The 24025-nt window shown below is 46.5% G+C and carries 22 protein-coding genes; 8 read left to right on the top strand and 14 right to left on the bottom strand.

Translation table 11 applies throughout. From position 1 onward, the window contains the following. Positions 1-40: 40 nt before the first annotated feature. The gene (locus GZK95_RS20835) at positions 41-1468 is read left to right on the top strand and encodes a coniferyl aldehyde dehydrogenase (protein WP_075706209.1); all 1428 of its coding nucleotides are present in this window, start codon (positions 41-43) and stop codon (positions 1466-1468) included. Between the two features lie 106 nt (positions 1469-1574). Here GZK95_RS20835 and secF read toward each other — a convergent pair whose 3' ends face one another. The 4 genes from secF to GZK95_RS20815 all read right to left on the bottom strand — a co-directional run bounded on the left by secF (position 1575) and on the right by GZK95_RS20815 (position 7132). Further along, positions 1575-2471 (bottom strand): protein translocase subunit SecF, encoded by an 897-nt coding sequence (secF, locus tag GZK95_RS20830; RefSeq protein WP_075705498.1) that lies wholly within the window; start codon positions 2469-2471, stop codon positions 1575-1577. 2 nt (positions 2472-2473) lie between these two features. After that, positions 2474-4288, bottom strand: coding sequence for a protein translocase subunit SecD (gene secD, locus GZK95_RS20825; protein ID WP_075715297.1), 1815 nt, complete (start codon positions 4286-4288; stop codon positions 2474-2476). Positions 4289-4400: 112 nt separating this feature from the next. Further along, a complete protein-coding gene (locus tag GZK95_RS20820) occupies positions 4401-4913 on the bottom strand; it encodes a hypothetical protein (RefSeq protein WP_075715275.1) in 513 nt (170 codons plus the stop codon). A 371-nt stretch (positions 4914-5284) separates the two neighbouring features. Further along, entirely contained in the window at positions 5285-7132 is a 1848-nt protein-coding gene (locus GZK95_RS20815) for a M3 family metallopeptidase (protein ID WP_075715276.1), read from the bottom strand. A 346-nt stretch (positions 7133-7478) separates the two neighbouring features. Here GZK95_RS20815 and GZK95_RS20810 point away from each other — a divergent pair, with 346 nt between their 5' ends. Further along, positions 7479-8282: a Cof-type HAD-IIB family hydrolase gene (locus GZK95_RS20810; RefSeq protein ID WP_075715298.1), complete on the top strand. Its 804-nt coding sequence runs from the start codon at positions 7479-7481 to the stop codon at positions 8280-8282. Positions 8283-8343: 61 nt separating this feature from the next. Here the strand turns inward: GZK95_RS20810 and GZK95_RS20805 are convergent, their stop codons facing one another. Continuing rightward, complete coding sequence (locus GZK95_RS20805; protein WP_075705492.1) at positions 8344-8634, bottom strand: putative quinol monooxygenase; 291 nt, start codon at positions 8632-8634, stop codon at positions 8344-8346. A gap of 187 nt (positions 8635-8821) precedes the next feature. On the opposite strand from GZK95_RS20805, the gene GZK95_RS20800 reads away from it, so the two are divergent. From GZK95_RS20800 to GZK95_RS20785, 4 genes are all read left to right on the top strand, one after another. Beyond that, a complete protein-coding gene (locus tag GZK95_RS20800) occupies positions 8822-9001 on the top strand; it encodes a hypothetical protein (protein ID WP_075715277.1) in 180 nt (59 codons plus the stop codon). Between the two features lie 7 nt (positions 9002-9008). Continuing rightward, positions 9009-10214 (top strand): MFS transporter, encoded by a 1206-nt coding sequence (locus GZK95_RS20795; protein ID WP_075715278.1) that lies wholly within the window; start codon positions 9009-9011, stop codon positions 10212-10214. An 84-nt stretch (positions 10215-10298) separates the two neighbouring features. Then, a complete protein-coding gene (locus GZK95_RS20790; RefSeq protein ID WP_075715279.1) occupies positions 10299-11033 on the top strand; it encodes a sulfite exporter TauE/SafE family protein in 735 nt (244 codons plus the stop codon). A 150-nt stretch (positions 11034-11183) separates the two neighbouring features. Continuing rightward, positions 11184-11615, top strand: coding sequence for a YccF domain-containing protein (locus tag GZK95_RS20785; protein ID WP_075705484.1), 432 nt, complete (start codon positions 11184-11186; stop codon positions 11613-11615). A gap of 38 nt (positions 11616-11653) precedes the next feature. On the opposite strand, the gene GZK95_RS20780 is transcribed toward GZK95_RS20785, so the two are convergent. From GZK95_RS20780 to glgX, 3 genes are all read right to left on the bottom strand, one after another. Then, positions 11654-12523, bottom strand: a complete 870-nt coding sequence (locus tag GZK95_RS20780) for a glycerol kinase (RefSeq protein WP_075715280.1) — start codon at positions 12521-12523, stop codon at positions 11654-11656. A gap of 139 nt (positions 12524-12662) precedes the next feature. Continuing rightward, positions 12663-14429, bottom strand: a complete 1767-nt coding sequence (locus GZK95_RS20775; protein ID WP_318630698.1) for a sensor domain-containing diguanylate cyclase — start codon at positions 14427-14429, stop codon at positions 12663-12665. Positions 14430-14563: 134 nt separating this feature from the next. After that, a complete protein-coding gene (gene glgX / locus GZK95_RS20770; RefSeq protein ID WP_151148833.1) occupies positions 14564-16546 on the bottom strand; it encodes a glycogen debranching protein GlgX in 1983 nt (660 codons plus the stop codon). Between the two features lie 475 nt (positions 16547-17021). On the opposite strand from glgX, the gene GZK95_RS20765 reads away from it, so the two are divergent. Continuing rightward, entirely contained in the window at positions 17022-17216 is a 195-nt protein-coding gene (locus GZK95_RS20765) for a hypothetical protein (RefSeq protein ID WP_075705478.1), read from the top strand. Positions 17217-17278: 62 nt separating this feature from the next. Here the strand turns inward: GZK95_RS20765 and GZK95_RS20760 are convergent, their stop codons facing one another. From GZK95_RS20760 to GZK95_RS20750, 3 genes are read right to left on the bottom strand one after another with little or no spacing between them, the layout of a single operon-like run. Beyond that, a complete protein-coding gene (locus GZK95_RS20760) occupies positions 17279-18511 on the bottom strand; it encodes an ABC transporter substrate-binding protein (protein WP_075715282.1) in 1233 nt (410 codons plus the stop codon). Positions 18512-18513: 2 nt separating this feature from the next. Beyond that, positions 18514-19944: an ATP-binding protein gene (locus tag GZK95_RS20755; protein ID WP_075715283.1), complete on the bottom strand. Its 1431-nt coding sequence runs from the start codon at positions 19942-19944 to the stop codon at positions 18514-18516. Further along, the gene (locus tag GZK95_RS20750) at positions 19934-20641 is read right to left on the bottom strand and encodes a response regulator transcription factor (RefSeq protein WP_075705472.1); all 708 of its coding nucleotides are present in this window, start codon (positions 20639-20641) and stop codon (positions 19934-19936) included. Before GZK95_RS20750 ends, GZK95_RS20755 begins: the two co-directional genes overlap by 11 nt. A 476-nt stretch (positions 20642-21117) precedes the next feature. On the opposite strand from GZK95_RS20750, the gene soxR reads away from it, so the two are divergent. After that, a complete protein-coding gene (soxR, locus tag GZK95_RS20745) occupies positions 21118-21561 on the top strand; it encodes a redox-sensitive transcriptional activator SoxR (protein ID WP_075706205.1) in 444 nt (147 codons plus the stop codon). Here the strand turns inward: soxR and GZK95_RS20740 are convergent. From GZK95_RS20740 to GZK95_RS20730, 3 genes are all read right to left on the bottom strand, one after another. Next, complete coding sequence (locus GZK95_RS20740; RefSeq protein WP_075705470.1) at positions 21558-22433, bottom strand: AEC family transporter; 876 nt, start codon at positions 22431-22433, stop codon at positions 21558-21560. The genes soxR and GZK95_RS20740 overlap by 4 nt on opposite strands. A 114-nt stretch (positions 22434-22547) precedes the next feature. After that, the gene (locus tag GZK95_RS20735) at positions 22548-23054 is read right to left on the bottom strand and encodes an AAA family ATPase (protein ID WP_075715284.1); all 507 of its coding nucleotides are present in this window, start codon (positions 23052-23054) and stop codon (positions 22548-22550) included. Beyond that, positions 23051-23962, bottom strand: coding sequence for a LysR family transcriptional regulator (locus GZK95_RS20730; protein WP_075715285.1), 912 nt, complete (start codon positions 23960-23962; stop codon positions 23051-23053). Before GZK95_RS20730 ends, GZK95_RS20735 begins: the two co-directional genes overlap by 4 nt. Between the last annotated feature and the right edge of the window lie 63 nt (positions 23963-24025).

Genomic DNA, 24025 nt, shown 5'->3' with positions numbered 1-24025 from the left:
CTACGCTTATTCTGTTCGGTAACAGAAGTGAAGTGGGATGATGGAAAAAGTTGTTGACCTAAATCGTTGGCAAAAAGCACATGTAAAATCGCAACAAGAGCTACAAGCGTTGTTTGACGAAATGGGGGGGCTTTATCAAAGTGAACCTTATGCGAGCCTTTCCAATCGTCTAGCTCGTTTGCAAAAGCTTAAGTTAGCGCTACTACGATTTCAGCCACAGCTGGTGCAAGCACTGGGTGAGGATTTTGGTTATCGGAGCGAGTTCGACAGTACGATTTGCGATTTACTTCCAGCGGTTGAGCACATCAACTATACCGTCAAACATCTACGCAAGTGGATGAAGCCTAAACGGCGCAGAGCTGGGCTGATGCTGACACCTTCAAAACTGGAGGTCGTTTATCAACCATTGGGGGTAGTTGGAGTCATTGTTCCTTGGAACTTCCCGATATTTTTGAGTATTGGCCCGATTGTCACCGCACTGGCAGCGGGTAATCGAGTGATGGTCAAACTGAGTGAACATACTCCGAACACCAATCAGGTACTGAGCCAAGTATTAGCGGAGTTGGAGTCTTATGTATTTGTGGTCGAAGGCGAGGTGGAAATCGCCGAATACTTTTCTCAATTGCCGTTTGATCACCTACTTTTCACCGGTTCCACTAAAGTGGGCAAGTTGGTTGCTGAGCAAGCCGCGCGCAACCTTACTCCGGTGACATTGGAACTGGGGGGCAAATCTCCGGTCATTATTGCGCCAGATGCAGACTTGGATAAGGCCGTCGATGCGATTCTGATGGGCAAATCCATCAATGCGGGACAAATATGTGTGGCCCCTGACTATGTGTTGCTACCTGAAGAGAAGCAACAGCAGTTTGTTGATATTTATCTGCGACGTTTTTCTCAGTTGTTTATTGAAACGGGTCAACCGTTAACTCAAATCATCAACGAAGCGCAGTTCGAGCGTTTGAAGAGCTATATTGAAGATGCGAGAGAGAAAGGCGCTCAGATTCATACGCTTGAACAACCTGTCGCAGATGGTGTGATGCTGCCCCATTTACTGACTGACCTCAGTGAGGGAATGTTGGTGATGAAAGAGGAAATATTCGGCCCTATTTTACCAATAGTGGGTTATCGCCACATTCATCAAGTATTTGAGTATATTGAAAATAAGCCCAGACCTTTGGCTCTCTATTTGATGAGTAACGACAGCAATCTTATTGAACAAGTTCGTACGCAAACCCACAGCGGAGGCTTAGCGGTAAACGACACCTTGCTGCACGTTTCAGCCAAGGATGCGCCCTTTGGTGGCATCGGACAGTCAGGAATGGGGCATTACCACGGAGTCGAAGGGTTTCAAACTTTTTCCAAAGCGAAAACAGTGCTTACCACACCTTCATGGCTGCCGCGCAGTCGTTGGTTACTGGAGCGTCAAATTCAGTTTAAGCAACTCCTTTCAAAGCTTTTCTTGCGTTAGATGTAGATAGACTTACTCATAAAAAAACAGACCCAAATGGGTCTGTTTTGCTTAGCACTTTATTTTTGTTTTTGATGCTGACTTACTTCTCAACGGACAGTTGGAATTATGGGGCATCTGAAATAGGTTCAGGTGCATAATGCTGAGGACCTAATTTTGCCATCTCTGGGATAATGGTCGCGATGGTCATGGTTGACCAAGTACCGGCGACAATACCGATAAACATGGTCACAGAGAAACCATAAAGTGGCTCGCCACCCAGCAACCAAAGAGACACGACTGAGATCAATGTGGTACCTGAAGTGATCAAGGTACGCGATAGCGTGTTCAAAATGGCTTGGTTGTTAAGCTCTGCAATTGGAAGCTTTACATTGGCTTTGAGCAGTTCACGAATACGGTCGGAAATGATGATCGAGTCGTTGAGTGAGTAACCCAGAACCGCCAGCAGTGCAGCAAGAACCGTTAGGTTGAACTCAAGGCCAGTGATAGCAAAGAATCCAAGCAAGATAAAGACGTCATGCATTAAGGCTAGCAATGCACCGGAGGCTAAGCGCCATTCGAAACGGAAGCTGAGGTACGCCAAGATCACCAATAGAGTGATCAATACTGCAATGCCGCCTTGCTCAGCCAGTTCTTGACCAACTTGTGGGCCCACTATGCTGACATTGATCATCTCTACTTTGTTCGAGAAGCTTTCTAGTAGCGGTTTGATTTCTGGCTGTTGCTCGAGGTTTTCAGGCGCTGCGTAGCGCAGCATCCATTGACCTTGATCCCCTGTTGCAACCACAGAGACAGGTTGCTTGAGTGCAGTTTCCAGTTTAGCTTGGATTTCTGGGGCGGTTAGGGTTTTATCGAGGCGAACCTCGCTAATCATACCGCCAGTAAAATCAAGACCAAAGTTAAGCCCTTTGGTTGCAAGGGTAAAAATAGAGACAACAATTAGCAGGCAAGATAGTAAGCTGCCTGCATGACGCCATTTGGTTAATTTACTTAGTTTGTTCATCGTTATACCCTCACTCCACGACGTGAATCTTTACCCCAAATAATGTTGATCACTGCTCGCGAAGCGAAAATGCCAGTGAACATACTGGTCAAAAGACCCAGTCCGAGAGTTAAAGCGAAACCTTGAATTGGACCATTACCGATTGCGTACAAGGTGGCCGCTGAGATCAGCGTGGTAATGTTCGAGTCGAGAATGGTGGCAAATGCGCTACTAAAACCTAAGTCGATAGATTGCGCCATACTGCGACCTTCACGAATCTTCTCTTTAATACGTTCAAAGATCAGCACGTTAGTATCGACCGCCATACCAATGGTTAGCACCAAGCCTGCAATACCCGGTAAGGTAAGTACAGCACCTGGGAGCAAAGCGATAAGACCGAGCAGCATCACCATATTGATCATTAGCGCAAAGTTTGCCACCCAACCCAGTTTTCGATACCACACTGCCATAAATAGCAGCGTCAAACTTAAACCTAGCGCCAGAGCAGCGAAGCCGTTTTCGATATTCTCGGCACCAAGAGAAGGACCAATTGTACGTTCTTCTACGATGGTGACAGGTGCGGTCAATGAGCCCGCACGAAGTAATAACGCAAGATCTTGGGCGTCGTTTAGCTGACCGACACCAGTGATTCTGAAGCGATTACCTAATTGCGATTGAATGGTGGCAATACTAATGATGGTATTAGATTGTTCGACATGACCTTTAGCATCTCGGCTATATTCACTGTATCCCGTAGCCATCGGTTTCCCGATGTGTTTGCCGGAGAAATCAGACATCATGTGCCCACCAGTCGAGTCGAGCGTGATGTTCACCTCTGGCATGCCCATTTCACCCATTCCGGCACGCGCATCGACGATGTGTTCACCTGTTAACACTGGTTTGCGAACCACATACACAGGGCGACCGTCCTGGTCTGGAATGACAATGGTACCGACAGAACGCTCAGGCTTCACTTCATAGAAGGCGAGACTGGCGGTGGCACCAATCACATTTTTTGCTGCGGCGGGATCTTGCACACCTGGAAGTTCGATACGAATACGGTGTTCACCTTGACGCTGCACTGCTGCTTCAGTGATACCAAGCTCTTCAATACGGCTGCGCATCGTTTGCAGGTTTTGCTGAACAGTCAGGCTAGTCAGTGTCTGCTTCTCAGAGTCGATAAGTGCCATGGTTAAGCCATTGTCGCCTTCACCACGTACTTGCCATTGAGGATACTGTTCGCGAACATAATGACGAATGGTATCAACGGCTTTCTCGTTTGGTGCTTTGATCTCTAAACCTGACTCACGAGTCATTTCTACTCGCACGCCACGTAAATGTTGTTCGCGCGCATAGTCTTTGATCGCTTCTTGAGCTTGTTCTGCATGTGAGCGGAACACTTGGTTCATATCGACATCAAGTAGGAACTGCACACCACCGCGAAGGTCAAGACCAAGCTTGATTGGTTTAAAGCCCATTTCAAGTAACCATGCAGGAGCAGCGGGTACCATGGCAAGGGTAACCACATCATCTTCAGGGGTGAAGTCAGCCAAAAATGTTTTGGCTTGGTTTTGTTCTGCGGCATCGTCAAGCACAACAGTGGTCTCACCGTCACTTTGATCGATGCGCTTCACGGCGATGCTGTGTGCTTCAAGTTGCTGTTTAACAGTAACAACGGACAGCGGAGTGTTTTTGTGGTTAATGATTACCGCTGCATCTTCACCAAACCAAGATGGTAGGGCGCTGAACAGCATGATGATGATAGTGGTCACGAGTACCACATACTTCCATGCTGAATAATGGTTCAACACGGTGCGATTGGTTTTTTTTGTACGCATAAACATTGGTCTCTTTGGCAAAAGCCAATTGAGTTTCAATCCTTGCTAGCATTTTGTACGCATAGCAAAACACACGTTCTTTATTCCAAGAACGCTGAAAAAGAAAACAATGTTAGGCGTCGGCTTGGCTTATAAACCGATAGAGGATATTTGACTCTTTCCAGCCCGCGATGCGATGCATGGTCGAGGGTGGGTGTAGGGTCCAATCAAACCACGCATCAAGGGTTAAAAATACCCGCCAAACGAGCGTGTTAGGGGTGGTGTCTGCAAAGTCGAACACCAATTCATAAGTGGGTTCAGCTTCGTGCAGCCTCTCGGGAGTGAACGATCCATTTCTGAGTATTGAAGCAAGACTAGGAGAAAGTGATTTCGCTGGCTCACGTTGCTCAATATGGAAGTAGTGTGAAGGATCGCTTGGTTCGATAGGTGCTGGATGCAGATGAACCTGAATGGTTTGAGTGAGAAGAGGTTGCTGAGTCGACGAATGACTACTTGATTGACTTGCAAGCGCAGAGTTTGCGAACAAACAGACGAGCAGCAGGCTAAGCATTACGCTCACCATACGGCACTGTTTAATCCACTTGCAGTTCATATCATCACTCACTTCTCTGATCGTCGCTATCATAAGCCTGCTTTTGTGATTCAACAAGCAGTAGTTGTTAATTGGCGCAAAATAACTTGCAATACTTGCGCTGTTTTTCGACGGGGAAAGCAAAAACCTTATCGAGACAGACACCGTAAGGGACGCCATATGTCACGCGCCCTTATCAGGACGGACGCAATAAGGGGGACAGACGCGATAAGGGAGTGATTCTAAAGAGTGCTTATAAGGACAGGCACGATAAGGGGACACCATAAGCGTTGGGCTAGGTTTTGCTGGCGTATCGATTGGGTTGTGTGTTAACTGATATGATTCTGATAAATAAACAAAAAGCCGCATGGCGGCTTTTGTCAGTGGGTGCTTACTTTGTAGAGATGCGTTTTGTGCTGGTTGAGTTAACAGCCATACTCACGGGCAATGTACGCTTCAAAATCTTGACACATTTGTTGGTCAGAAACGCGATTGTCTGCCAACACTTTCGCGCCATCCACCACAGTGATTTTAGCATTGAGCGGGCGCGGAGCCTCTTGTGCTCGTGACGCTAGTGCTGCCATCTTTTCTTTTTGACTTTGCCAGGCTTGCTCTGGTGTGAGATTACACGCATCCGCGAGGTATTTTGCGTTAAACCCTTCACCCGTTAAGCTCTTGATGGTGTCGTTGTGGGTGATGCTGTTGCCTGGCTGCCAGTAGTGCTCGCAAAGTAGCGGGCCGATTTCTGGGTTATCCGTCAGGTAACCAAACTTATCGAGGAAATAGGCGCGCGTTTGGTATACCGCCATATGTGCCAGTAAGTAGCCTTGATAAGCGCAGGCTGCTTCGTCAGAAAGCAGGTGCGGTATTGCCATCAAAGGGCGTGGGCTGCATTGTAATCCAAGGATTTTTTGTTCCATGTCCCTTGCTAGTTGAGTAATGCGCTCAGGTTGCAGTTCTGCGTCATTCAGCTGGTAAAGTGCACGTTCGAAATAAGGCACCACTAAGATCGAACGTTCTTCGTAGGCTTTAAATGGCTGCTTACTTTCCGTGATCGTTTGAATCACGTGATCCGGCACCGCTTCTCCTTGGCTATTAAGGGCATAGCGCTTGAGCCAATCTGCATCGTTGAGCAAGCTATCACAGAACATCGATTGAGTTTCGGCGTACGCCATTGATGTCGGGGCGAACTCAATTGAGAAACAGGGTGCGTTTTGCTTCATGTTAGCAAAGTGCGCAGCGTGTCCTCCTTCATGGAAGAAGGTGTTGATACCACTATAACCACTGCCAATTTGATCTGGCTTGGCATTGCTAGTGAAGTTGACTTTAGCGGCAACCCAATTTCCTTGATCGTAGAAAGAAGGAATTGGACCATGGCAAAAACCATTTTGATATTTGCCTTTGCGATCAAGTAGATCAAGGGTGAGCTCTGCACCGGAATAATCGATGTTGAGTCGACCAAAAGAGTCGATCCAGCGACGCAGTGATTGCGAGAAAGGAACGTATGGGTCAAGGTCGCGCATTGCGTCGCCGGAATAGGCATAGACAAAGTTATGCCCGACAAGCGCGTCTTGTCCTTTTTGAGCGGCAAGATCTTTTAGCGCGCTCAGATGGCCTTGGCGAGTGCGCTGTTCAAAATCGTCTAAAATGGCAAACAGTTCGTCGCTACTCATATGCTCGGTTTTTTGCACCGAATAGTCGAAGTAGTTAGCATAACCAAGTGAGCGGGCAAAGCGGTTGCGACGTTTGACCAGCTCAATAAAACCATTGCCCAGCAACCACTGTTCAAGATCAAGCAGAGCCTGATGAGCCGATTGGCGGGTGAGTGGGTCATCACTGGTTCGAATCGCCGATGCGAGTACTGGTAAAGAGCCTTCAACGTCTTCACCCTTATCATTGCGATAGCGTAATGGGTGTTTCTGTTTGGCTTTAAATAGCTCTGACTCAAATTGAATGAGTTCAGCTTGTTGCTGCGCCGTTTGTGGGTCTTCGACACCGTGCGCTTTGAATACCGCAAGCCAACCTTTTAACGCATGGATGGTTGATTGTCTCTCTTGCGGTTGCGCGATCTGTTCTGCGAGTGAGAGATACTGCTTAACCTGATTGAGGTTGTCAGCGTTACTTAAAAACTGTGTCCACTCGGTTTGCGCTTGAGCAGAGCCTTGGTGATCATCGCTGATCCCCATATATGTATCCCAAAAGAAGTCTTCTTTACGGCGATGAATAGCCAAATATTGATGATTTAGCTGATTAAGAAATTGCGTGGCGTTCATGTCCTTTCCTTCATTTGTGCCTGAGACAGCTTAGGTCTTACTGCCCAACCTTGGCATTGAACGTTTATTATGCATATTGTGCTGAATGATCCCAGTGAAGTCGTATGAAATCGGCAAAAACATAAGTTTTCATAGCGTAAGTAACCATTTGATTGTGAATAAGTTGGTTAGAAAAGCGCGAGCAAACGCTTTGATAAATAGACCATCAATAAGTCATGGCATCGTGATGGGGGCCTGTGGCGAAAAGAATTGGTTGGTTTGCTTAGAATTGAAACAATTAAGGGGTTTACAATCTGATCGAGATCGCGCAATCTCTGTGACCCAGTTCAAGTTAAGCTATTTTCCAATGTCACAATACCAGATAAAGTTCATCGCTTCCGATATGGATGGCACCCTATTGGATGAGTCTTCTCAACTCTCTCCCGAGTTTTATGATGTTTATCATCAGCTCAAGCAAAAGGGGGTTATTTTTGCTGCGGCTTCTGGGCGTCAATATGCGAGCCTGCAAAAAACCTTTGCTCCGATTAAAGACGAGATCATGTACATTGCAGAAAATGGCACTTTGGTGATGCACCAAGGTGAAGAGTTGTATTGCTGTCCGCTCGGGAATGACGTGGTGGAAGGGATCGTTTCAGAAGCTCGACAAATTGAAGGGGCGTATATTGTGCTGTGCGGTAAGCGATCCGCATACATCGAGACGCAAGATCCGCAAGCGTTGGCTGAGCTGCAAAAGTACTACGCAGAATGTCAGTATGTCGAAGACTTGTTATCGGTTGAAGATGAGTTTATTAAGATTGCGATCTGCCATTTCGATAGTACCGAAGAACATGTATACCCAGTGATCAATCGCAAGTTTGGCAGCTCAAACCAAGTGGTTGTCAGCGCAAAAATCTGGTTGGATGTGATGCATGCTCAAGCTTCAAAAGGCGCGGCGATTGAGCACTTGCAGCAAACGTTGGGCTTTACACATGAGCAAACCATGAGCTTTGGCGATTACTTCAATGATGTTGAAATGCTTAAATCAAGCTACCACTCCTATGCGATGGAAAATGCTCATCCAGAAGTGAAAAAACTGGCCCGATTCGGCGCACCAAGCAATGTAGACAATGGTGTGTTAACGGTGATCAGAGAGAAAGTGCTGGCCGCTTAAAGCTGCATTTCGTTGTGATTTGTTTAAGCCCTGCTCTTGGTTAGCAGGGCTTTTTTATTGGTTAGCCAATCTGAGTCATTTCATTGACGACGAAACTCTCTACAGCACCTTCTGTCGCCGCGAGATACTCAGCGATGTGTGAGTTAGCCATATGCTGCTGCCAGAGTTCGCGAGTTGCCCAGTTTTCAAAAAACAGAAAATGGGCGGGATTGGTGTTGTCTTGGTGCAAGTCATAGTTCACACAACCTTCCTCGGCGCGTGTGAACTCAATTAGATTCAACAACTCTTGCTTTACGAGCTCAACCTTATCTTCCTTGGCAACAATGTTAGCGACGATGGTGAGATTAGTCATAACTTAGATTTCCTTTTGCTGGTTCCCGTTGATGTGAGTTATTCACTATACACCTAATTGCGTGGCGAAAAAGTAAACTTAGCGTTAATCGGCATGCATAAAGCACATAGATATCCTGACAAAATATCATTGGATGTTTTTCTCGCTCAGCAATACACTCCGCGCTCTTTTTTATTCAGGACACAGTATGTTCTCACAATCTTTGACTGCTCAGTTGACCAGAATGGTGTTGCTGCTTGGCATCACCTTGGTTGCGGTACATCACTGCGAACCCTTGCTAGAGTTACTCGCTCAGCAAGCGGTTGATATGGGCTGCCACCAAAATAGTGGCTCAGAGGAACACTCTTCTCATTTACATCATCATTAAGGTTGCTATGAGTATTTTTCGTTTTCCATTATTGGTGTGGCTTGGGATCGGCATATTGATCACCAGCCTTGGTATTCGTCAGTCATTTGGTATTTTTATGATGCCGGTGTCTGAACATTTTGGCACAGGGCGAGAGTTCTTTAGCTTTGCGATTGCTTTGCAAAATTTGTTGTTTGGCGCTTTCCAGCCTTTTGTTGGTATGGCGGCTGATAAGTTTGGTTCAAAACGCATTATCTTTTTAGGTGCACTTTCTTATGCGTTGGGCCTCTACTTTACGTCGATCACCAGTGAAGCGAGCATGCTTTACGTTTCATTAGGTGCATTAGTGGGTTTAGGGCTGAGTGCGACCAGCTACGTGATTGTGCTAGGTGCGGTGGCGAAAGTAGTGCCTGCCGAACATGCAGCTAAAGCATTTGGCTTAACAACGGCGGCAGGCTCATTTGGTATGTTTGCGGTGATCCCTGGAGCGCAATGGCTGCTGAGTGATTTTGGCTGGCAGCAGGCGTTGCAGGTGTTTGCCGCACTATGCACCATTATGATGGCATTAAGTCTGTTTATGAAAACCGCCAACGGTTCCAATACCAACCTTAACCAAGTGCAAGATAACCAAACTTTGTCACAGGCACTCAAAGAGGCATTTGCTCACCGAGGTTACTGGCTTATTCATGCGGGCTTTTTTGTCTGTGGTTTCCATGTGATGTTTATTGCTACTCATCTACCTAGTTACTTAGCGGATAAACACCTTCCTGCATCAAGTGCCGCGATGGCGCTGGCGTACGTTGGGATCTTCAACATCTTTGGTTCCTATTTTTGGGGCATTATGGGCGATAAGTTCAACAAGCGTTATGTGATGTCTGCGCTGTATCTTATGCGAACTATCGTTATTGCTGGCTTTGTCACCTTGCCAATTACAGAAAATACCGCCGCGATATTTGGCGGGGCGATTGGCTTTTGTTGGTTAGGCACAGTTCCGTTGACATCCGGGTTGGTGCGACAAATTTTTGGTGCGCGTTACTTATCGACACTCTACGGTTTGGTGTTCTTTACCCACCAAGTAGGAAGTTTCTTAGGTGCTTGGGCGGGTGGTCGAATTTATGATTACTACGGCAGCTATGAACCCATTTGGTGGTCAACGGTGGTTTTGGCATTTTTAGCGGCACTGTTGCATATTCCAATCAATGATAAACCTGTCATTCGTCTGGCGACAGCGTAAGATTGCTCGGTTAATCACTAACCGATTTAAAGAGAGCTGAGTTATACTCAGCTCTCTTTTCTTTTCTCAATTTGGATCTCATCCATGTTTTCTGAGTGGTTCACTTCAGAGGCGCTAATGGCTGCCGCGCTGATTTTTACAGGTTCATTTGTCCAAACATCTATTGGGTTTGGTTTAGCGATTGTAGCCGCGCCGTTACTGTTTTTTATTTCACCTATCTATGTCCCTTCACCGATTGTGATGGTGGCGCTATTTATCTCACTGCTGAATGCGTACAAGTATCGCAACAATGTCGAGATTGGTGGGTTAAAGATGGCGTTGATTGGGCGAGTGCCCGGTTCCTTGGCTGGCGGTTTGCTGCTGGTGATGGTCTCTGGAGATGTGTTAGCGCTTTGGCTTGGCCTATTGGTGCTGCTTGCTGTTGCAATCAGTACCTTACCGTTTCGTATTGAACCTACGCCAACGCGGATGGGAATTGCAGGTTTCTTCTCAGGTTTTTTTGGCACCAGTTCTGCAATTGGTGGACCTCCGATGGCGCTGTTGCTTCAACATCAAGAAGCCAATCAGTTGCGTGGTAACCTCTCCGCTTTTTTCGTGTTTAGTTCGATGATTTCACTTGCAGTACAAGCGCCTGCGGGTTTTCTGACCCTGCATCATGTGTGGATTACTTTGCCATTACTTCCGGCGGGTTGGCTCGGCTATCAGTTGGCACGGAAAACCACCGAGGCGTTGCCGAAAGAGAAAATCCGCATTGGTGCTTTACTGCTATGCTCAATAAGCGGGGCGACAGCGGTCTGGCAAGGTATCTCAGCCATGTGATTCATTTTAGGTTCATGTAGGCTATGGATACTTGGTGTTCAAAGTCATCTAAGTAGTCACTCCATTGAGATCGTGCGGGCTTTACCGCTGCGTATCGGAGTGGTGAGGGACTTAGGTGGTAAGTCAGTTTTTTGATTAAGGTTTAACGTTATGCGCACATTAGGAAACATCATCTGGTTTATTTGTGGTGGTGTGGTGATGGGATTGATGTGGTGGCTATTCGGTCTACTCGCGTTTATCAGTATTGTTGGTATCCCATGGGGCAGAGCGTGCTTTGTGATGGGTAACTTCTCGTTTTTCCCGTTTGGTCAAGAAGCGATATCTCGTGATGAGTTAACCCATCAAACCGATATCGGCACCAGCCCTCTGGGTATGATTGGTAATATTATTTGGTTCTTCTTGGCGGGAATTTGGCTCGCGATTGGACATATTATCTCGGCAGTCGCGTGCTTTGTGACGATAATTGGTATTCCGTTTGCGTTACAGCATTTAAAACTAGCAGTGATTTCACTTGCGCCAATCGGTAAGACCGTCGTTTCGAAAGAAGAAGCGGCGTATGCACGATACTCAGTTCGTAAGTAGAGTAATCGCAAACAAAGCCGCCCTTGACTGGCGGCTTTTTAATACGCCTTAATGCCATGAACTCTCAAGCGGCTGGGCAAAAGCTCATCGAGTTGAGTAATTTCATGACTGTACACTTCAATTAGCGCAAACTGGTGATCAACGTAGACTTGACGAATCCGTTCAATTTCATCGGCTTCCATCGCTCCTGTATCATCGCCCCAAAACTGCAGATACACTTTGCCGCTCGGCAAATAGAAGTCACTCAACAGTTCAGCTTCGATAGGTAGCGGCCGGTCATAGGCGTGAACAATGCCATTCATGTAAAGCCAGTTATCAATGATTAACTCTGCGCGAGAGCGCACGTAGTGTCCATCAAGAGTTCGGTGCTTCGCCGCAAATTTATGCTGAAAACGAGCAAAAGATTTGTCGGTTGCGTTAGCGTCGGCATCTTCCCCTAAGTACTCGACGACGGTCTGTTTTAATCGCTGATTGCGAGTAATGGTGTCATGCCAGATCACAAACGTCTGCCCACTCTCTTTGCTGACTTTTTGCTTGGCGCCGTGCGTGAGTCCAGCCGGGGTTGCCTGCCAGCCTTGAGGTGTTTTTTTGATCCAGCCGAGTTCGCTCAGCAGCAAATTGAGCCGCTTAGCACTCAAATTAAGCTTCTCACCAAGTTGGGTCGCGCTGAGCATTTTGCCGTGACTCAAAGCACTATCTATGAGTAGATTTTCAGGCCAGACGATAAATTGACCGAACTTGGTGTGTTGCGCATACTCTCCGCCGAACTTCGCTCCGATATCAGTCAACACCCAGTCTTCATCACTGCGGTTGATATAACCCGCTTGCTTAAGCTCAGCGAAAAGTGTTTTCACTGAAACGCCGCGCCGTTTCGCTATCTGCGAGGTAGAAAGCTTTTGCGTCGTCATGTTAGTTCCTTGAGAAGTGCGTATCTGTATTTTGGCAGGGCTTGAATCTAGCGCCAAGGGAAATCGATGTTCAAGATATGGATATGGGAGAAGTATCGGTTGAATAAAGTAAAAGGAGGCTAAGCCTCCTTTTATGTTGTTACTGTAAAAATGCGTCAAAGCTCACTTGGTTTCGTCCCGAGCCTTTGGCTTTGTAGAGCGCTTTTTCTACTTGGCATAAAGTGGATTGATGTGCGCCGTTCACGGCACCGCCACCGATACTGACGGTAAATGGAATATTGAGTTCGCCTAACTTAACCGGGCTTTTTTCAATCAGCACTCTCAGCTCTTCGCAACGGTTTATCGCGTCATCTTTATCGTGGGCATGAAACAGCAAGCTGAATTTGCCCATCCCATCTCGAGATAAACTGATCGCACGAGGTTTTGGAAAACACGTCTGCATCATCTCCGCGGTGGCAATGGTAATCTTATCGGCACATTGTGGACCATGGTGATTCAGAATCTGTTCAAAGTAGTCCACTTCCAGTTGAGCAAAAAAGACATTGCTGGTGTTTTGATGGCAATCGATCGATGCGTTCATGGTGTGCTGGCTATCGAGTTTGGTCATTACATCTTTACATAACAGTTTCTTGCGTAGCAGTAGATTGCACAGAGCAACTTCGGTGTAGTCGCGAATCATGCGCATAATTGTCCCGTTACAAGGCAGTAAGCACTGAATATAAATGACGGCCACTAACTCGTCTTGATTGTGCAAAGGAATGACGTAGTGATTGGCTCTAATTTGAAGTTTTTGTGCCAATATGTCCGCTTCTTTTTTGTTCACAAATCGCATTGAATCAGGGGGGAACTGGCGAGCTAAGGTTTGATCTTTAATGACAATTTTTGAGTTACCATGAAAATCTAGGGTGCAAAAATCCCCATGACGTTCGTCGTAGGTACAGAACTGGATGCCTTTATGCGGAATAAAGCGGTCGAGCGTATAGCGAAGTTGATGCTTAAAGTTTCCTAGATCAGTTTGGTTGTTAAGATCGGTAAGTGCATAACTCAATTGTCTCGTAAGGTAACTGATCGCGAGGGCTATATAGAGTAGTGATGCACAAAAAACCGCGGCCAAAGCAAACTGAAAAGAGACTGCCAGTATGTCTGAGCGGTCCGTACCCGCAATAAATACCCAATCGAGCTCATTGTTGGCATCAAAGACGACAACTTTGAATTGATCTCGGTAATAGTATTCGTAATTAGAAAAAGTGGTGCCAGAGTCAAGCAGTTCACTGATACCACTATGATAGCTGATAGACGGTTTACCAATTCGGCTTGGATCTGGATGGAAAACCAAACGGCCGGTGTGCCTATCAATGACAAACACATAACCATCATTTAGCGTGTGTAAACCACGCAAGCTTTGAGTGGCGTGCTTTAAGTCAAACTCTAACCAATATTGCTGAGAGCTGTTCGGCGTATACTTCACCGCAAACACCCAATAATTAGGAAACTTTTCGTAGAGTGACGAGATGGAAAGTTGATCTGAAAACTTGGTTAAAGGGGTCCAAGTGATATTCGGGTCTTTTTCTGCAAGTGTTGGATTCAACAGGACAGAGCGATATTGACCCGTTTCCATATTTACGTGGATAACATCAGCATAGAGAGGCGAGTGCTTTAAAATGTGTTTGGCTGTGTTATCAAACTCTGTCAGTGAATGAGTATCTTCGAGTAAAAACAGCTTACTGGATGCAGCTTCAACTTGTGACGAAACAAGATGCGTGGCAGTACTCAGATTATTCAGTGATTGATCGTGAGCGATGTGTTCTGAAGTTTTGAGTTGATCATAGGCGAGGTATAGCATGCCTAATGTTAATAGAATGACGTACGGTCTAAGCGTTTGAGTGATCAACTTAGGTAAAGTCATGGTAAAAATTGCCAACTTATATACGATTATTGTGATTTGTGTCGTATTTTAAAGGCATTTGATACGATAAGCAAACCGATCATGAGCATCGAGCGAGTACGCAGTGTGCGCTCGCTCGATAACAGATGGCGCGATTACCTCAGTAGGCAAACGGTATTGGCGTTGGCTGAGCAAGCAAAAATAGCCATTGAGGTGGCATCAAGCACGACGTTATTACGTTCAATCGGTTGGTGCATTTGGGTTGAACTGGTATTGCAAATCATCTGCCATTGCTGGCCTGATTTATTGGGTAGCGAAAAACGCGCGGGAGCATCAGTTTGGTTGATGGCATAGAAGAGTTGATCACCGTGTTCACCAATACCCATGTGCAAACCAACCGCAGTGATGGTGTTCCAATCTTCATGGCTAAGAGGTTTACCATCAAGCTTTCGCCAGTACACGCGGTTATTATTGCGGCTATCGCCACTAAAGGCGCGAATAAATGGCAGCATGTAGTGTTGTCTTGCCGCGACCATCTCCGCTAACCAAGAGCGAAATTCTTGTTTGGTATCATCTAACTGCCAATCCAACCAACTTATCTCATTATCTTGGCAGTAAGCATTGTTATTTCCCTGTTGAGTGTGGGAGAGAACATCAGCCATAAGAATGTGTGGAATACCAAAAGAAAAGAGTAGAGTCGTGATGAGGTTACGTTTCTGCTTCTCGCGAAGCTCAATAATAACCGGATCATCAGTTGGACCTTCTTGCCCATAGTTTGCTGAGCGGTTATCCCCATGGCCATCTCGATTTTGTTCGCCATTGGCTTCATTGTGCTTCGATTTGTACGAAACCAGATCCTGCAGGCAGAAGCCGTCATGATAAGTAATGTAGTTGACGGTTAGGCGATAAGGCCAGTTTGAAGCACTGTATAGATCGCGCGAGCCCATGATTCGGGTCGCAAGTTCGGTGAGATAGCCTTGGTCTCCACGCCAGAAACTCCGGCTGATATCGCGTAGGCGGTCGTTACATTCGTTCCAACCAAAGGGGAAATGGCCGACTTGATAACCGTTAGGGCCAATATCCCAAGGTTCGGCAATCAATTTGGTCTGCTTAAGCACTGGGTCTTGCGCAATCGCTTTGAAAAAACCACTGTTTGGATTGAAGCGTTCTCCTTCGCGCCCTAACGTCGCGGCGAGATCAAAGCGAAAACCGTCGACATGGAACTCACTGACCCAATAGCGCAGGGTATCCATAATAAGGTTAAGTGCCGGCTGGTGGGTGAGATCAACAGTGTTCCCACAACCGGTGTAGTTTGCGTAATGCGGACCGTGCTTTAGGTAGTACTGGTTATCAAGCGCTCTTAGATTGAAAATTGGACCGTCACTTCCACCCTCAGCAGTGTGGTTGTAAACAACATCTAAAATGACTTCGATGCCGTTGCGGTGTAACTCTCGAATCGCTGTTTTTAGCTCAGTGACGGCATCATTATCTGCGTAACGTGGGTCAGGAGCCATAAAGAGATAAGGGTTATAACCCCAATAATTGACCTTATCCATATTCAGTAAATGAGGCTCGTGCATACAGGCGGCGATGGGCAGTAATTGCAACGTATTAATATTCTGCTGCTTGTAGAAATTGAGCATTGCAGGGCTAACTAACCCAAGATAACGACCTTGAGAATCGGCTTCTATTTCGGGGTTGAGTTTCGTTACACCTTTGACGTGGGTTTCGAACACAACCATTTCTTCGCGCGGGCGCAGAGGAGAAGAGATGCTTTGCCAATCAAACTCGTCAGTGGTCACAACACATTTTGGCAGTTGGAAACTTTTGCGCGCATTAAATGGTGTGTGGTAATCAAGGGGGTGATCGATGGCTTTGGCGTAAGGGTCGGCAATGTAATGTTCTTGCCCTTTGACTAAGCCGATGTAGCCATATCGCTGCCCTGCAGAGATCCCTTCGAGGAAAGCATGTTTGATCCCTGCATACTCACCAGTGAGCTCATAAGTGACGTACTGTCCTTGTGTGTCAAAAAGGGCTAAGCGAATGGCTTCGCAATCAGGCGCATAAACCGCAAAATTACACCCTTCCTCCGTTAGGGTGGCACCTAACGGATATGGGCTAGAAGTCTTTATTGTCATGTTTGTTGTGTATACCAATGCTGTGCAATGCGTTTGAGACTGAGAGTGAATTTGAGTGTGACTATTTTTATGTCAGGCTTTTGAACGCATTGTTTTATTTGTGTCTTAAATAGTGAACTATAGGTCATTATCTGTGACAAATATTGTGCAGTAACAACGAATTTATTTGATAAAGAGTGATCCAGTTCGAAGAATCTTGCTTTTCATTGCTCGCCTTGCGTCCATACCACGGCGGCGTGAGATGTGGATTGAACTATGGCAGTAAAAGTAAGAGTTTCGTATTAGAGGTTGATACCAAGATCACAAACAGTCAGTTTGATTTAGAAATTGTGAAACTGTCTAATTCTATAAAATGTAATGACTTATTGTGGATTTTGACGTGTTTTGTTACATAGCTTACCGCCACCTGCTTTGACTCTTTTTACTGATTATCTACGCTTATCTATATCGATAAGCCAAATGAAAGGAGAACATAATGGCGACATTTAAGCAGGATATCCCCAACCGAGTCACCGTCTATCATGACGATATCGAACAAGAAAAAGCGTTGAAAAATGCGTTGGCTCCGGAAAAGCCGCGTTATTTCAACGGCTCACCTACCTACCAAGCTGAAAGTATCGATGCCTTTAGAGAGCGCGTTGAGAGTGTGGGTATGTCACTAGAGAAATAGTGGGATTAATGCTTAAGACAAGACCACCGCGAAGGTGGTCTTTTACGTTTGTGGGGGAAGATCTAAGTGCTTTTGGCAATGGAGATAATGCGTTTAAGAACTTCGTCTTCGGTCACTTCTGGGCTGCGATAGTAGCGGAAAATCTCAGAGTTTATCGCTTGTTGAGCAACGGGGTTGACCGCCATTGAATCGGTCATGCTTGGCACTGCCAGTCCGTTTTTTGTCGCTTGAATAAAATCATCGTGCGATTGAATCTGGCATGGGTTAAACCCAGTCAGGTCGATATCAGTTCTCACCGGAATCGAGCCTTTCGTTTGATTGAATTTAGCCTGAAAGGTTTTATCTGCTAGTGCATTGGCGACTTCAGTGGCTTGCTGCTGGGTGAAATCAGAGGCAGCCATAAAGATAAAGCTGTCCATGTTGTAGAGGAAAGCATTATGCGATTGCGGGGCAGAGTAGCAGCCAATTTGCTCAGGCACCTTGACGTCTGAGGCGAGAAGATCGCCCAATATCCAATCTCCCCCCAATTGAAACAGCGCTTTATTTTCAGCTAGTGCTTGCGTTGCTGTATCCCAGTTTTGATTCGGATGTTGTGTCGCCACAAGGTTGGATATTTGTCTCAGTTGGCGCAGGGCAAGGCGCATTTGCTCAGTATCAATATGATCACGTTGCAGCTCAACCAAGGCTTTGTAGTAAAAATCAACACCGCCATTGGCAATCACTAAGCTTTCGAACAACAAGGCGACTTGCCACGCCTGTTCACCAATAGCGAGCGGGATAAGGTCGGCTTGCTTTGCTTTCTCCATGGCTTGAAACATCTCAGGCCATGTTTTAGGCACTGACAACTCAAGTTTTTCCAGCAATGAATGATTCACCCACATCCAGTTCAAGCGGTGTAATGTGATCGGTAGGGCAACATAACCGTTGTCCGTTTTATTGATGTCGATTGTCAGTGGGTAGAGGTTTTGATCCCAGTTTTGTTCTAGTGCGGTTTGATTGATGGTGTGGACAATTCCGACATCGTCCCAAGCCTTAATGCTTGGTCCTTCTATTTGTGCAATATCTGGTGTGTTACCCGCGAGTGCTCGAGCTTGAAGCACCGTCATCGCGCTATCGCCACCACCCCCAAGGATTGGTGAGTGGGTTAAGGGAATATTATGTTCGAGTAGATGCTGCTCAAGTACGTTGAGCGCTTTGCTTTCACCTTTTGACGTCCACCAGTGCAGAAACTCGACGTCGGCTAAACAACTGGTGGAAAGGCTAGCGAGGATGAATGCTAGGGTTGTTTCTCTCATAACTAATCTCTTGGAAATGTGAGCGTTGCGCTCAAACCGCCCTGACGAGTTGTCTCAAGAGACAAGTGCCCGCCATGGGCTTTGACAATACTTTGTGAAATCGTTAATCCAAGTCCATTACCTTCTTGGCTACTTTCACCTCGATAGTAAGGCTGAACCAGTTTTTCTAATGTGTTTGGATCTAAATTGGTGCCGTGGTCTTCGATTCTTACCATCACGGCTTCGGCATTTTCTTCGAGATAAATATCGGCTTTAGAGCCGTACTTAATGGCGTTATCTACTAGGTTTTGAATGCAGCGTTTGATCGCTAATGGCTTGCCAGCATAAGGTCGTACATTGGAGGCTTGAATATGGATATTGTGACCATTTGGGTCAATGGAACTTGCGATATGGGCAATCAATTGCTCAAGATCGATGGGCTCAATATCTTCGTGGATATCGGTCTCTTTTATGCATTGTAATGCGCCTTTCACCATCAGATCTAAGTCATTGGCAATACGCATAAAACGTTCTCGGTCGGTATCATCATCGAGCATTTCAGCACGCAACTTTAAACACGCAATGGGCGTTTTTAAATCGTGCGATATCGCACCGAACAGCATTTCCCTATCTTTGATATGGCTGTCGATTCTGCGGTTCATTTTATTAAACGCATGTACTGCAGCACGCAGTTCAACGCTGCCTTCTTCTTTCACTTCAGGCACTTTTAAACGGCTCGACATCAGTGTTGCAGCCTTTGCTAACTGTTTGATCGGGCGAATTTCCCTTTTGACCACAAACCATGTGCAGATCAGCAGTAACAGTGCGGAAAGTAACATGGTGAACCATTCACGAATTTCAAAATAGTTGGTTTCCAGAGTGATATATGGTGCAGGGAGTACTGCAGCCAGATAGAACCATGCTTGTTGATCGACTTTTACTTGAATGACCAAGATCGGTGGGTTTAAGTCGCCGTAAGAGAGAGAATAATGACCCCAAAGCATCGGTAGTTCGTCAATGGGAAGTTCTTTATTAAATACCTTGAGTTTGTCGCGCCGCGTAAACTCGACCTGAATTACAGGCGCATCTTGTAGTTCGTTGTGCAACACATTTTGCACTTCGTCAATCACCATACTTTTACGTTCGCTGTCTGGTAGCGGCGCCACCGGAATTTGGTGATTATTGAGTGAGACAAAGAAACGCGTTCCACCCATATTACGCAACTGGTTAAGCACCAAGTGGCGGTACTCTGGTGGAAGTGTTTGGAAAAAAGAGATCGTTGAGGCAGCACTGAGCGCTAAACTGTTGACGGTGGTTTTTAAACCCTGTTCATCTCGCTCGCTGCTATGTTGATACCAGATCAGACCCGCGATGATCTGCGCAATGATAATGACGCAGAGCAGAAACAGACTGGTGCGCATCGCCAGCGAGTTAGTTACCCGATTACCCTTCATACTGTACGCCAGCGGTGAGCATATAGCCTTTGTTGCGCACGGTTAGGATCAGCGAGCGATCTTTATCATCCAGATGATGGCGCAGACGACTGATTTGCACATCAATACCCCGTTCAAATGGATCCGCGTCTCTACCCCAGATTTCACGAGCAATATCATCCCGAGAAAGGATGGATTCAGCGTGAGAGATAAACAGTCCTAGCAGTGATAAGTCTGCGCCACTGAGCTGTTTAATGGTTTTACTTGGAGTATGCATAAGTTGGCGAGTGACAGTATCGAGCTGCCATTCTGCAAAGCGTACCTTACGCGCCAGTTTTGCACTTTGGCTGGTGACACTGCGGCGTAAAATGGTCTTGATTCGTGCGAGCAGTTCGCGGGGGCTAAATGACTTAGTGATGTAGTCATCTGCGCCCATTTCTAGCCCAGCGACGCGATCAGCTTCTTCTGTCACGGCTGTCAACATAATGATGGGTACATTCGAAGTGCGGCGCAATTGCTGGCATAGGGTAAATCCATCATCACCGGGCATCATAATATCGAGAATAATCAGATCAGGCTGATTAGATTGGAGTATTTTCCACATCGCCGTGCCATTTTCAGCGCCAAGTACACGAAAGCCCGCTTTGCCGAGGTAATCGGTTAACGCTTCTCGCAAATCTTGATTATCATCGACGACTAAGATTTGTTTTTCACACATCTGTTGTCCAGTTCTCGTTACAGATTGATTCACCTATATGATGCCATTGAGCTGGGCTTTCTCAATCTATTCCTAGCGAAAGTGGTGCCTATTCCAAGAGATTTTTGTAAGCGAGCTCTTACAAAGGCGAGTGATTTTGCAACCTTAGCGGTTTTGCGAGACGTTACTATTGTCACTGCATAGCGAAGATGTACACAAACTCCTCACTTTTGCTTAAGGAAAATCGCACTCAGTAAAAGTGTTGTGCATCTTAGTGAGTGTCTATTTTTCGTGGCGTAGTTCGTCATCGATGGCCATCAAAATACTATTCACCCCCAGCAAATAGTGCTGATGGTTTAGTCAGCCAACCTCTTTTGAGGTTGGCTTTTTTTATGCTTTTTGAGTCATGAATCGGCATGTTTGTGGCGGCTTGATAGCCGGGTGAGTTTGATTAAGTTACAGTGGACGGCATTTACATCGAACGAGCAGAGATTGAAATGGAGATGTCAGTTGGGCAAGTCGCTCAAAGAGCAGGAGTGAACGTATCAGCGCTGCATTTTTACGAGCAAAAGGGGTTGATCAGCAGTTGGCGTAATCAGGGTAACCAGCGTCGCTACGACCGCAGTGTTATTCGTCGTGTTGCGGTGATCAAAGCTGCACAACAGGTAGGCATGAGCTTGGAAGAGATCGCGCAAGCATTTGCTGTCTTACCCAAGCATAAAGCGCCAACCAAATCGCAGTGGCAAGCGATGGCGACCAAGTGGCATGCAGATCTCGAACATCGAATTTTGCAGCTTAAAGCGTTGCAGCAAGACTTACATGGTTGCATCGGTTGTGGTTGCTTGTCGTTAGATAGCTGTAGCCTACGCAATCCAGATGATGCGCGTTCAATAGAACATAACGGTGAGTCTTTGCTTACCGAGCCCGAAGCGCCATTTTAAAGCGATAGCGCAAACGAGAGTAGTACTGGCAAAGTGAGTACACTAAAGAAGTTTCCATACAACACCATAGAGGCCACTTGCTCGGGCTGAATATCAAACCGCTCTGCAAAAAGATAGTTCATGACCGCTGGTGGCAACATCGCGAACAGCACCATCATTTGCAGTTGCATGGTTGGCAGTGGGATAAACGCATAGATCAAGCCAAATGCCACCGCTCCTGTAAACAAGGATTGCAGTGTACAGAGAATGCCAATTTTAATACCTGAAAGGCGCATATTACACATCTGAGCGCCGAGCGAGAGTAGCATGACGGGGACGGCGGCCTGACCCAATAACGCGGTCGCTTCGTAGAGGGGTTGCCAGAGAGAGAATCCAGCAAGGTTAATGGTGAGCGCTGCGGCTGCGGCAAGAAATATGGGCATCCGGACAACTTGCTTTAGCGGATTGCCGTTGCTTAGTAAGGTTAAGCCAAGGCTGATGTGGGTACAGGCTGAAACAACAAACAATAAAACGGCAGAAGCCAGCGCCGACTCACCGAAAGTATAGGTAAATAAAGGGATAGCCAAATTGCCACTGTTGCGGAACATATGCGGTGGTGCCCAAGCGCGAAACTCTATCTTCATAAGTTTACAGATGGGAATCATCACTATTCCGGGGACCAATACGGCAATTAACGCGGCACTAAGCAGCGGTATCTGCTCGGTATCAAGTGGCATCGCGACCAGAGAAGAGAACACCAAAGCCGGGGTAAAGGTATCCATGTTTATTCGGTTGATCGCTTTAAAATCTGGGCGAATCCAACGCCCAACCGAGTAACCGACTAATACTAACGCGAACACTGGAAACAGTATCCCGCTGACTTGTTCGAACATTCCATTGCCGTAAAGTAACTGAGTGAATCTAGACCATACCAGCTAAAAGCAAAACCGTCACGGTGAGAACTCTCCCTTCTCCGCTCATCTGACGGTCGTTGCCGGTAGTGAACACTATTGATTGAGCTTTGCTATCAACTCGTCACAACTGGATTGGATGGACTGACCTGCCGTATCAACCCGAATGATAGGCTCATTCCAAGGGTGATATTCACGGTCAACGACCTGTTGCCACGTTGGCAGAATCAAATTGTCGATACTTGATTGGCGCTGTTCGACGCGTGTCTGATGCTCTCGTCGGTCGCTACAGATGATTTCGATATCAATGTGCTGTGCACCTGCATCTCGCGCCACTTGTCGCCACTCGTCGCGGGTTAAAGAGATTGGGTTACAGCAATCGGCGATAACATGGTTGCCTAACCTTAGGTTATCGCTAGCGATACGATAGCTAAGCCGATAGCCTTCTCCCTCAACTTTGAACTGGCACAGGTCGCGCAAGCCTTGCTCTATGGTATCGATTCGAAGGTAAACTCCGCCGTTTTGCGCCGCGAGGTGTTGGGCGAGTGTGGTTTTGCCACTGCCAGGTAGGCCAGAGAAAATGTATAAAATGGCTGGCTTCATATCGTGGCTCCTTGGGCGATTTTATCGAGTAAGAAATCGATCAATACACGAACTCTACGCGCTTTTTGGCTGTTTCGATGGAAGTAAACGTAAAGCCCGGCATAGGTATACCAATATTCGCTCATGATGGGTTGAAGTTGTTGCGACTCAATGTAGTGATCAACCATAGGAGTAATGGCTCTGCATAGACCGAGCCCTTTTAAAGTTGCATCAATCAGTAGGTCAGTGTCGTTGACAATGATCGCGCTATGGCTTTCAAGGTTGAGAACCTCGCCGTGATCATTAAGCCTCAAGGGGGCTAGCTGGTTGGAAGTGATAAAGCGATATTGAACAAACTTGTGTTTGCTTAACTCACTGGGAGTAGTGGGTAAGCCATGTTGTGCAATATACGCAGGAGAAGCGACGATCGCCTCTTTCAGTGGTGGTGTGAGCGGGCGTGCCACCATACCATCTTCGACTTTGTCACCAAAACGAATACCGAGATCAAAGCCTTGGCTTAAAATGTCGACAGTGGCATCAGACACGGAGATCTCAAGTTCAATATCAGGGTAGAGCTGACAAAACTCAGCGTAAATCGGTTGAACATAGATTTGATAAGCAAAACGCGGCATGGTGATGCGCACTTTTCCAGACGGCACTTTGCTTAAGTCACTGACTGATTCTATCGCATGGCTCAGTTCATCCATTGAAAAGCGCGTTTTCTCCACTAATTGTTGACCCGCCTGAGTCAACTCCATTTTGCGAGTTGTGCGGGTAAACAGAGGTAAGCCAAGATGCTCTTCTAATGATTTAAGTGCTTGGCTTACCGAAGGCGGTGCAACTTCTAACTTGCGCGCCGCTCCTGAAATGCTGCCCTCGTGCACAATTGTGTGGAACATCACTAGTTGATTATAGGTAGTACCGTTCACAATATATCCTTGTACTTGTCGGTTATTATTAGTTTATAGCTAATAATTAATTAAGGAAATAGC

It is taken from the genome of Vibrio panuliri (genome assembly GCF_009938205.1).
Lineage (GTDB): Bacteria > Pseudomonadota > Gammaproteobacteria > Enterobacterales > Vibrionaceae > Vibrio > Vibrio panuliri.
The sequence above is the reverse complement of the archived record's forward strand: the minus strand, read 5'-3'. Positions and strand labels throughout refer to the sequence as shown.

What these genes read in the sequence shown, in the direction of transcription:
- GZK95_RS20835 (WP_075706209.1), top strand. Translation starts at nt 41, where the DNA reads ATGGAAAAAGTTGTTGACCTAAATCGTTGGCAAAAAGCACATGTAAAA.
- secF (WP_075705498.1), bottom strand. Translation starts at nt 2,471, where the DNA reads ATGAACAAACTAAGTAAATTAACCAAATGGCGTCATGCAGGCAGCTTA.
- secD (WP_075715297.1), bottom strand. Translation starts at nt 4,288, where the DNA reads ATGCGTACAAAAAAAACCAATCGCACCGTGTTGAACCATTATTCAGCA.
- GZK95_RS20820 (WP_075715275.1), bottom strand. Translation starts at nt 4,913, where the DNA reads ATGATAGCGACGATCAGAGAAGTGAGTGATGATATGAACTGCAAGTGG.
- GZK95_RS20815 (WP_075715276.1), bottom strand. Translation starts at nt 7,132, where the DNA reads ATGAACGCCACGCAATTTCTTAATCAGCTAAATCATCAATATTTGGCT.
- GZK95_RS20810 (WP_075715298.1), top strand. Translation starts at nt 7,479, where the DNA reads ATGTCACAATACCAGATAAAGTTCATCGCTTCCGATATGGATGGCACC.
- GZK95_RS20805 (WP_075705492.1), bottom strand. Translation starts at nt 8,634, where the DNA reads ATGACTAATCTCACCATCGTCGCTAACATTGTTGCCAAGGAAGATAAG.
- GZK95_RS20800 (WP_075715277.1), top strand. Translation starts at nt 8,822, where the DNA reads ATGTTCTCACAATCTTTGACTGCTCAGTTGACCAGAATGGTGTTGCTG.
- GZK95_RS20795 (WP_075715278.1), top strand. Translation starts at nt 9,009, where the DNA reads ATGAGTATTTTTCGTTTTCCATTATTGGTGTGGCTTGGGATCGGCATA.
- GZK95_RS20790 (WP_075715279.1), top strand. Translation starts at nt 10,299, where the DNA reads ATGTTTTCTGAGTGGTTCACTTCAGAGGCGCTAATGGCTGCCGCGCTG.
- GZK95_RS20785 (WP_075705484.1), top strand. Translation starts at nt 11,184, where the DNA reads ATGCGCACATTAGGAAACATCATCTGGTTTATTTGTGGTGGTGTGGTG.
- GZK95_RS20780 (WP_075715280.1), bottom strand. Translation starts at nt 12,523, where the DNA reads ATGACGACGCAAAAGCTTTCTACCTCGCAGATAGCGAAACGGCGCGGC.
- GZK95_RS20775 (WP_318630698.1), bottom strand. Translation starts at nt 14,429, where the DNA reads ATGACTTTACCTAAGTTGATCACTCAAACGCTTAGACCGTACGTCATT.
- glgX (WP_151148833.1), bottom strand. Translation starts at nt 16,546, where the DNA reads ATGACAATAAAGACTTCTAGCCCATATCCGTTAGGTGCCACCCTAACG.
- GZK95_RS20765 (WP_075705478.1), top strand. Translation starts at nt 17,022, where the DNA reads ATGGCGACATTTAAGCAGGATATCCCCAACCGAGTCACCGTCTATCAT.
- GZK95_RS20760 (WP_075715282.1), bottom strand. Translation starts at nt 18,511, where the DNA reads ATGAGAGAAACAACCCTAGCATTCATCCTCGCTAGCCTTTCCACCAGT.
- GZK95_RS20755 (WP_075715283.1), bottom strand. Translation starts at nt 19,944, where the DNA reads ATGAAGGGTAATCGGGTAACTAACTCGCTGGCGATGCGCACCAGTCTG.
- GZK95_RS20750 (WP_075705472.1), bottom strand. Translation starts at nt 20,641, where the DNA reads ATGTGTGAAAAACAAATCTTAGTCGTCGATGATAATCAAGATTTGCGA.
- soxR (WP_075706205.1), top strand. Translation starts at nt 21,118, where the DNA reads ATGGAGATGTCAGTTGGGCAAGTCGCTCAAAGAGCAGGAGTGAACGTA.
- GZK95_RS20740 (WP_075705470.1), bottom strand. Translation starts at nt 22,433, where the DNA reads ATGTTCGAACAAGTCAGCGGGATACTGTTTCCAGTGTTCGCGTTAGTA.
- GZK95_RS20735 (WP_075715284.1), bottom strand. Translation starts at nt 23,054, where the DNA reads ATGAAGCCAGCCATTTTATACATTTTCTCTGGCCTACCTGGCAGTGGC.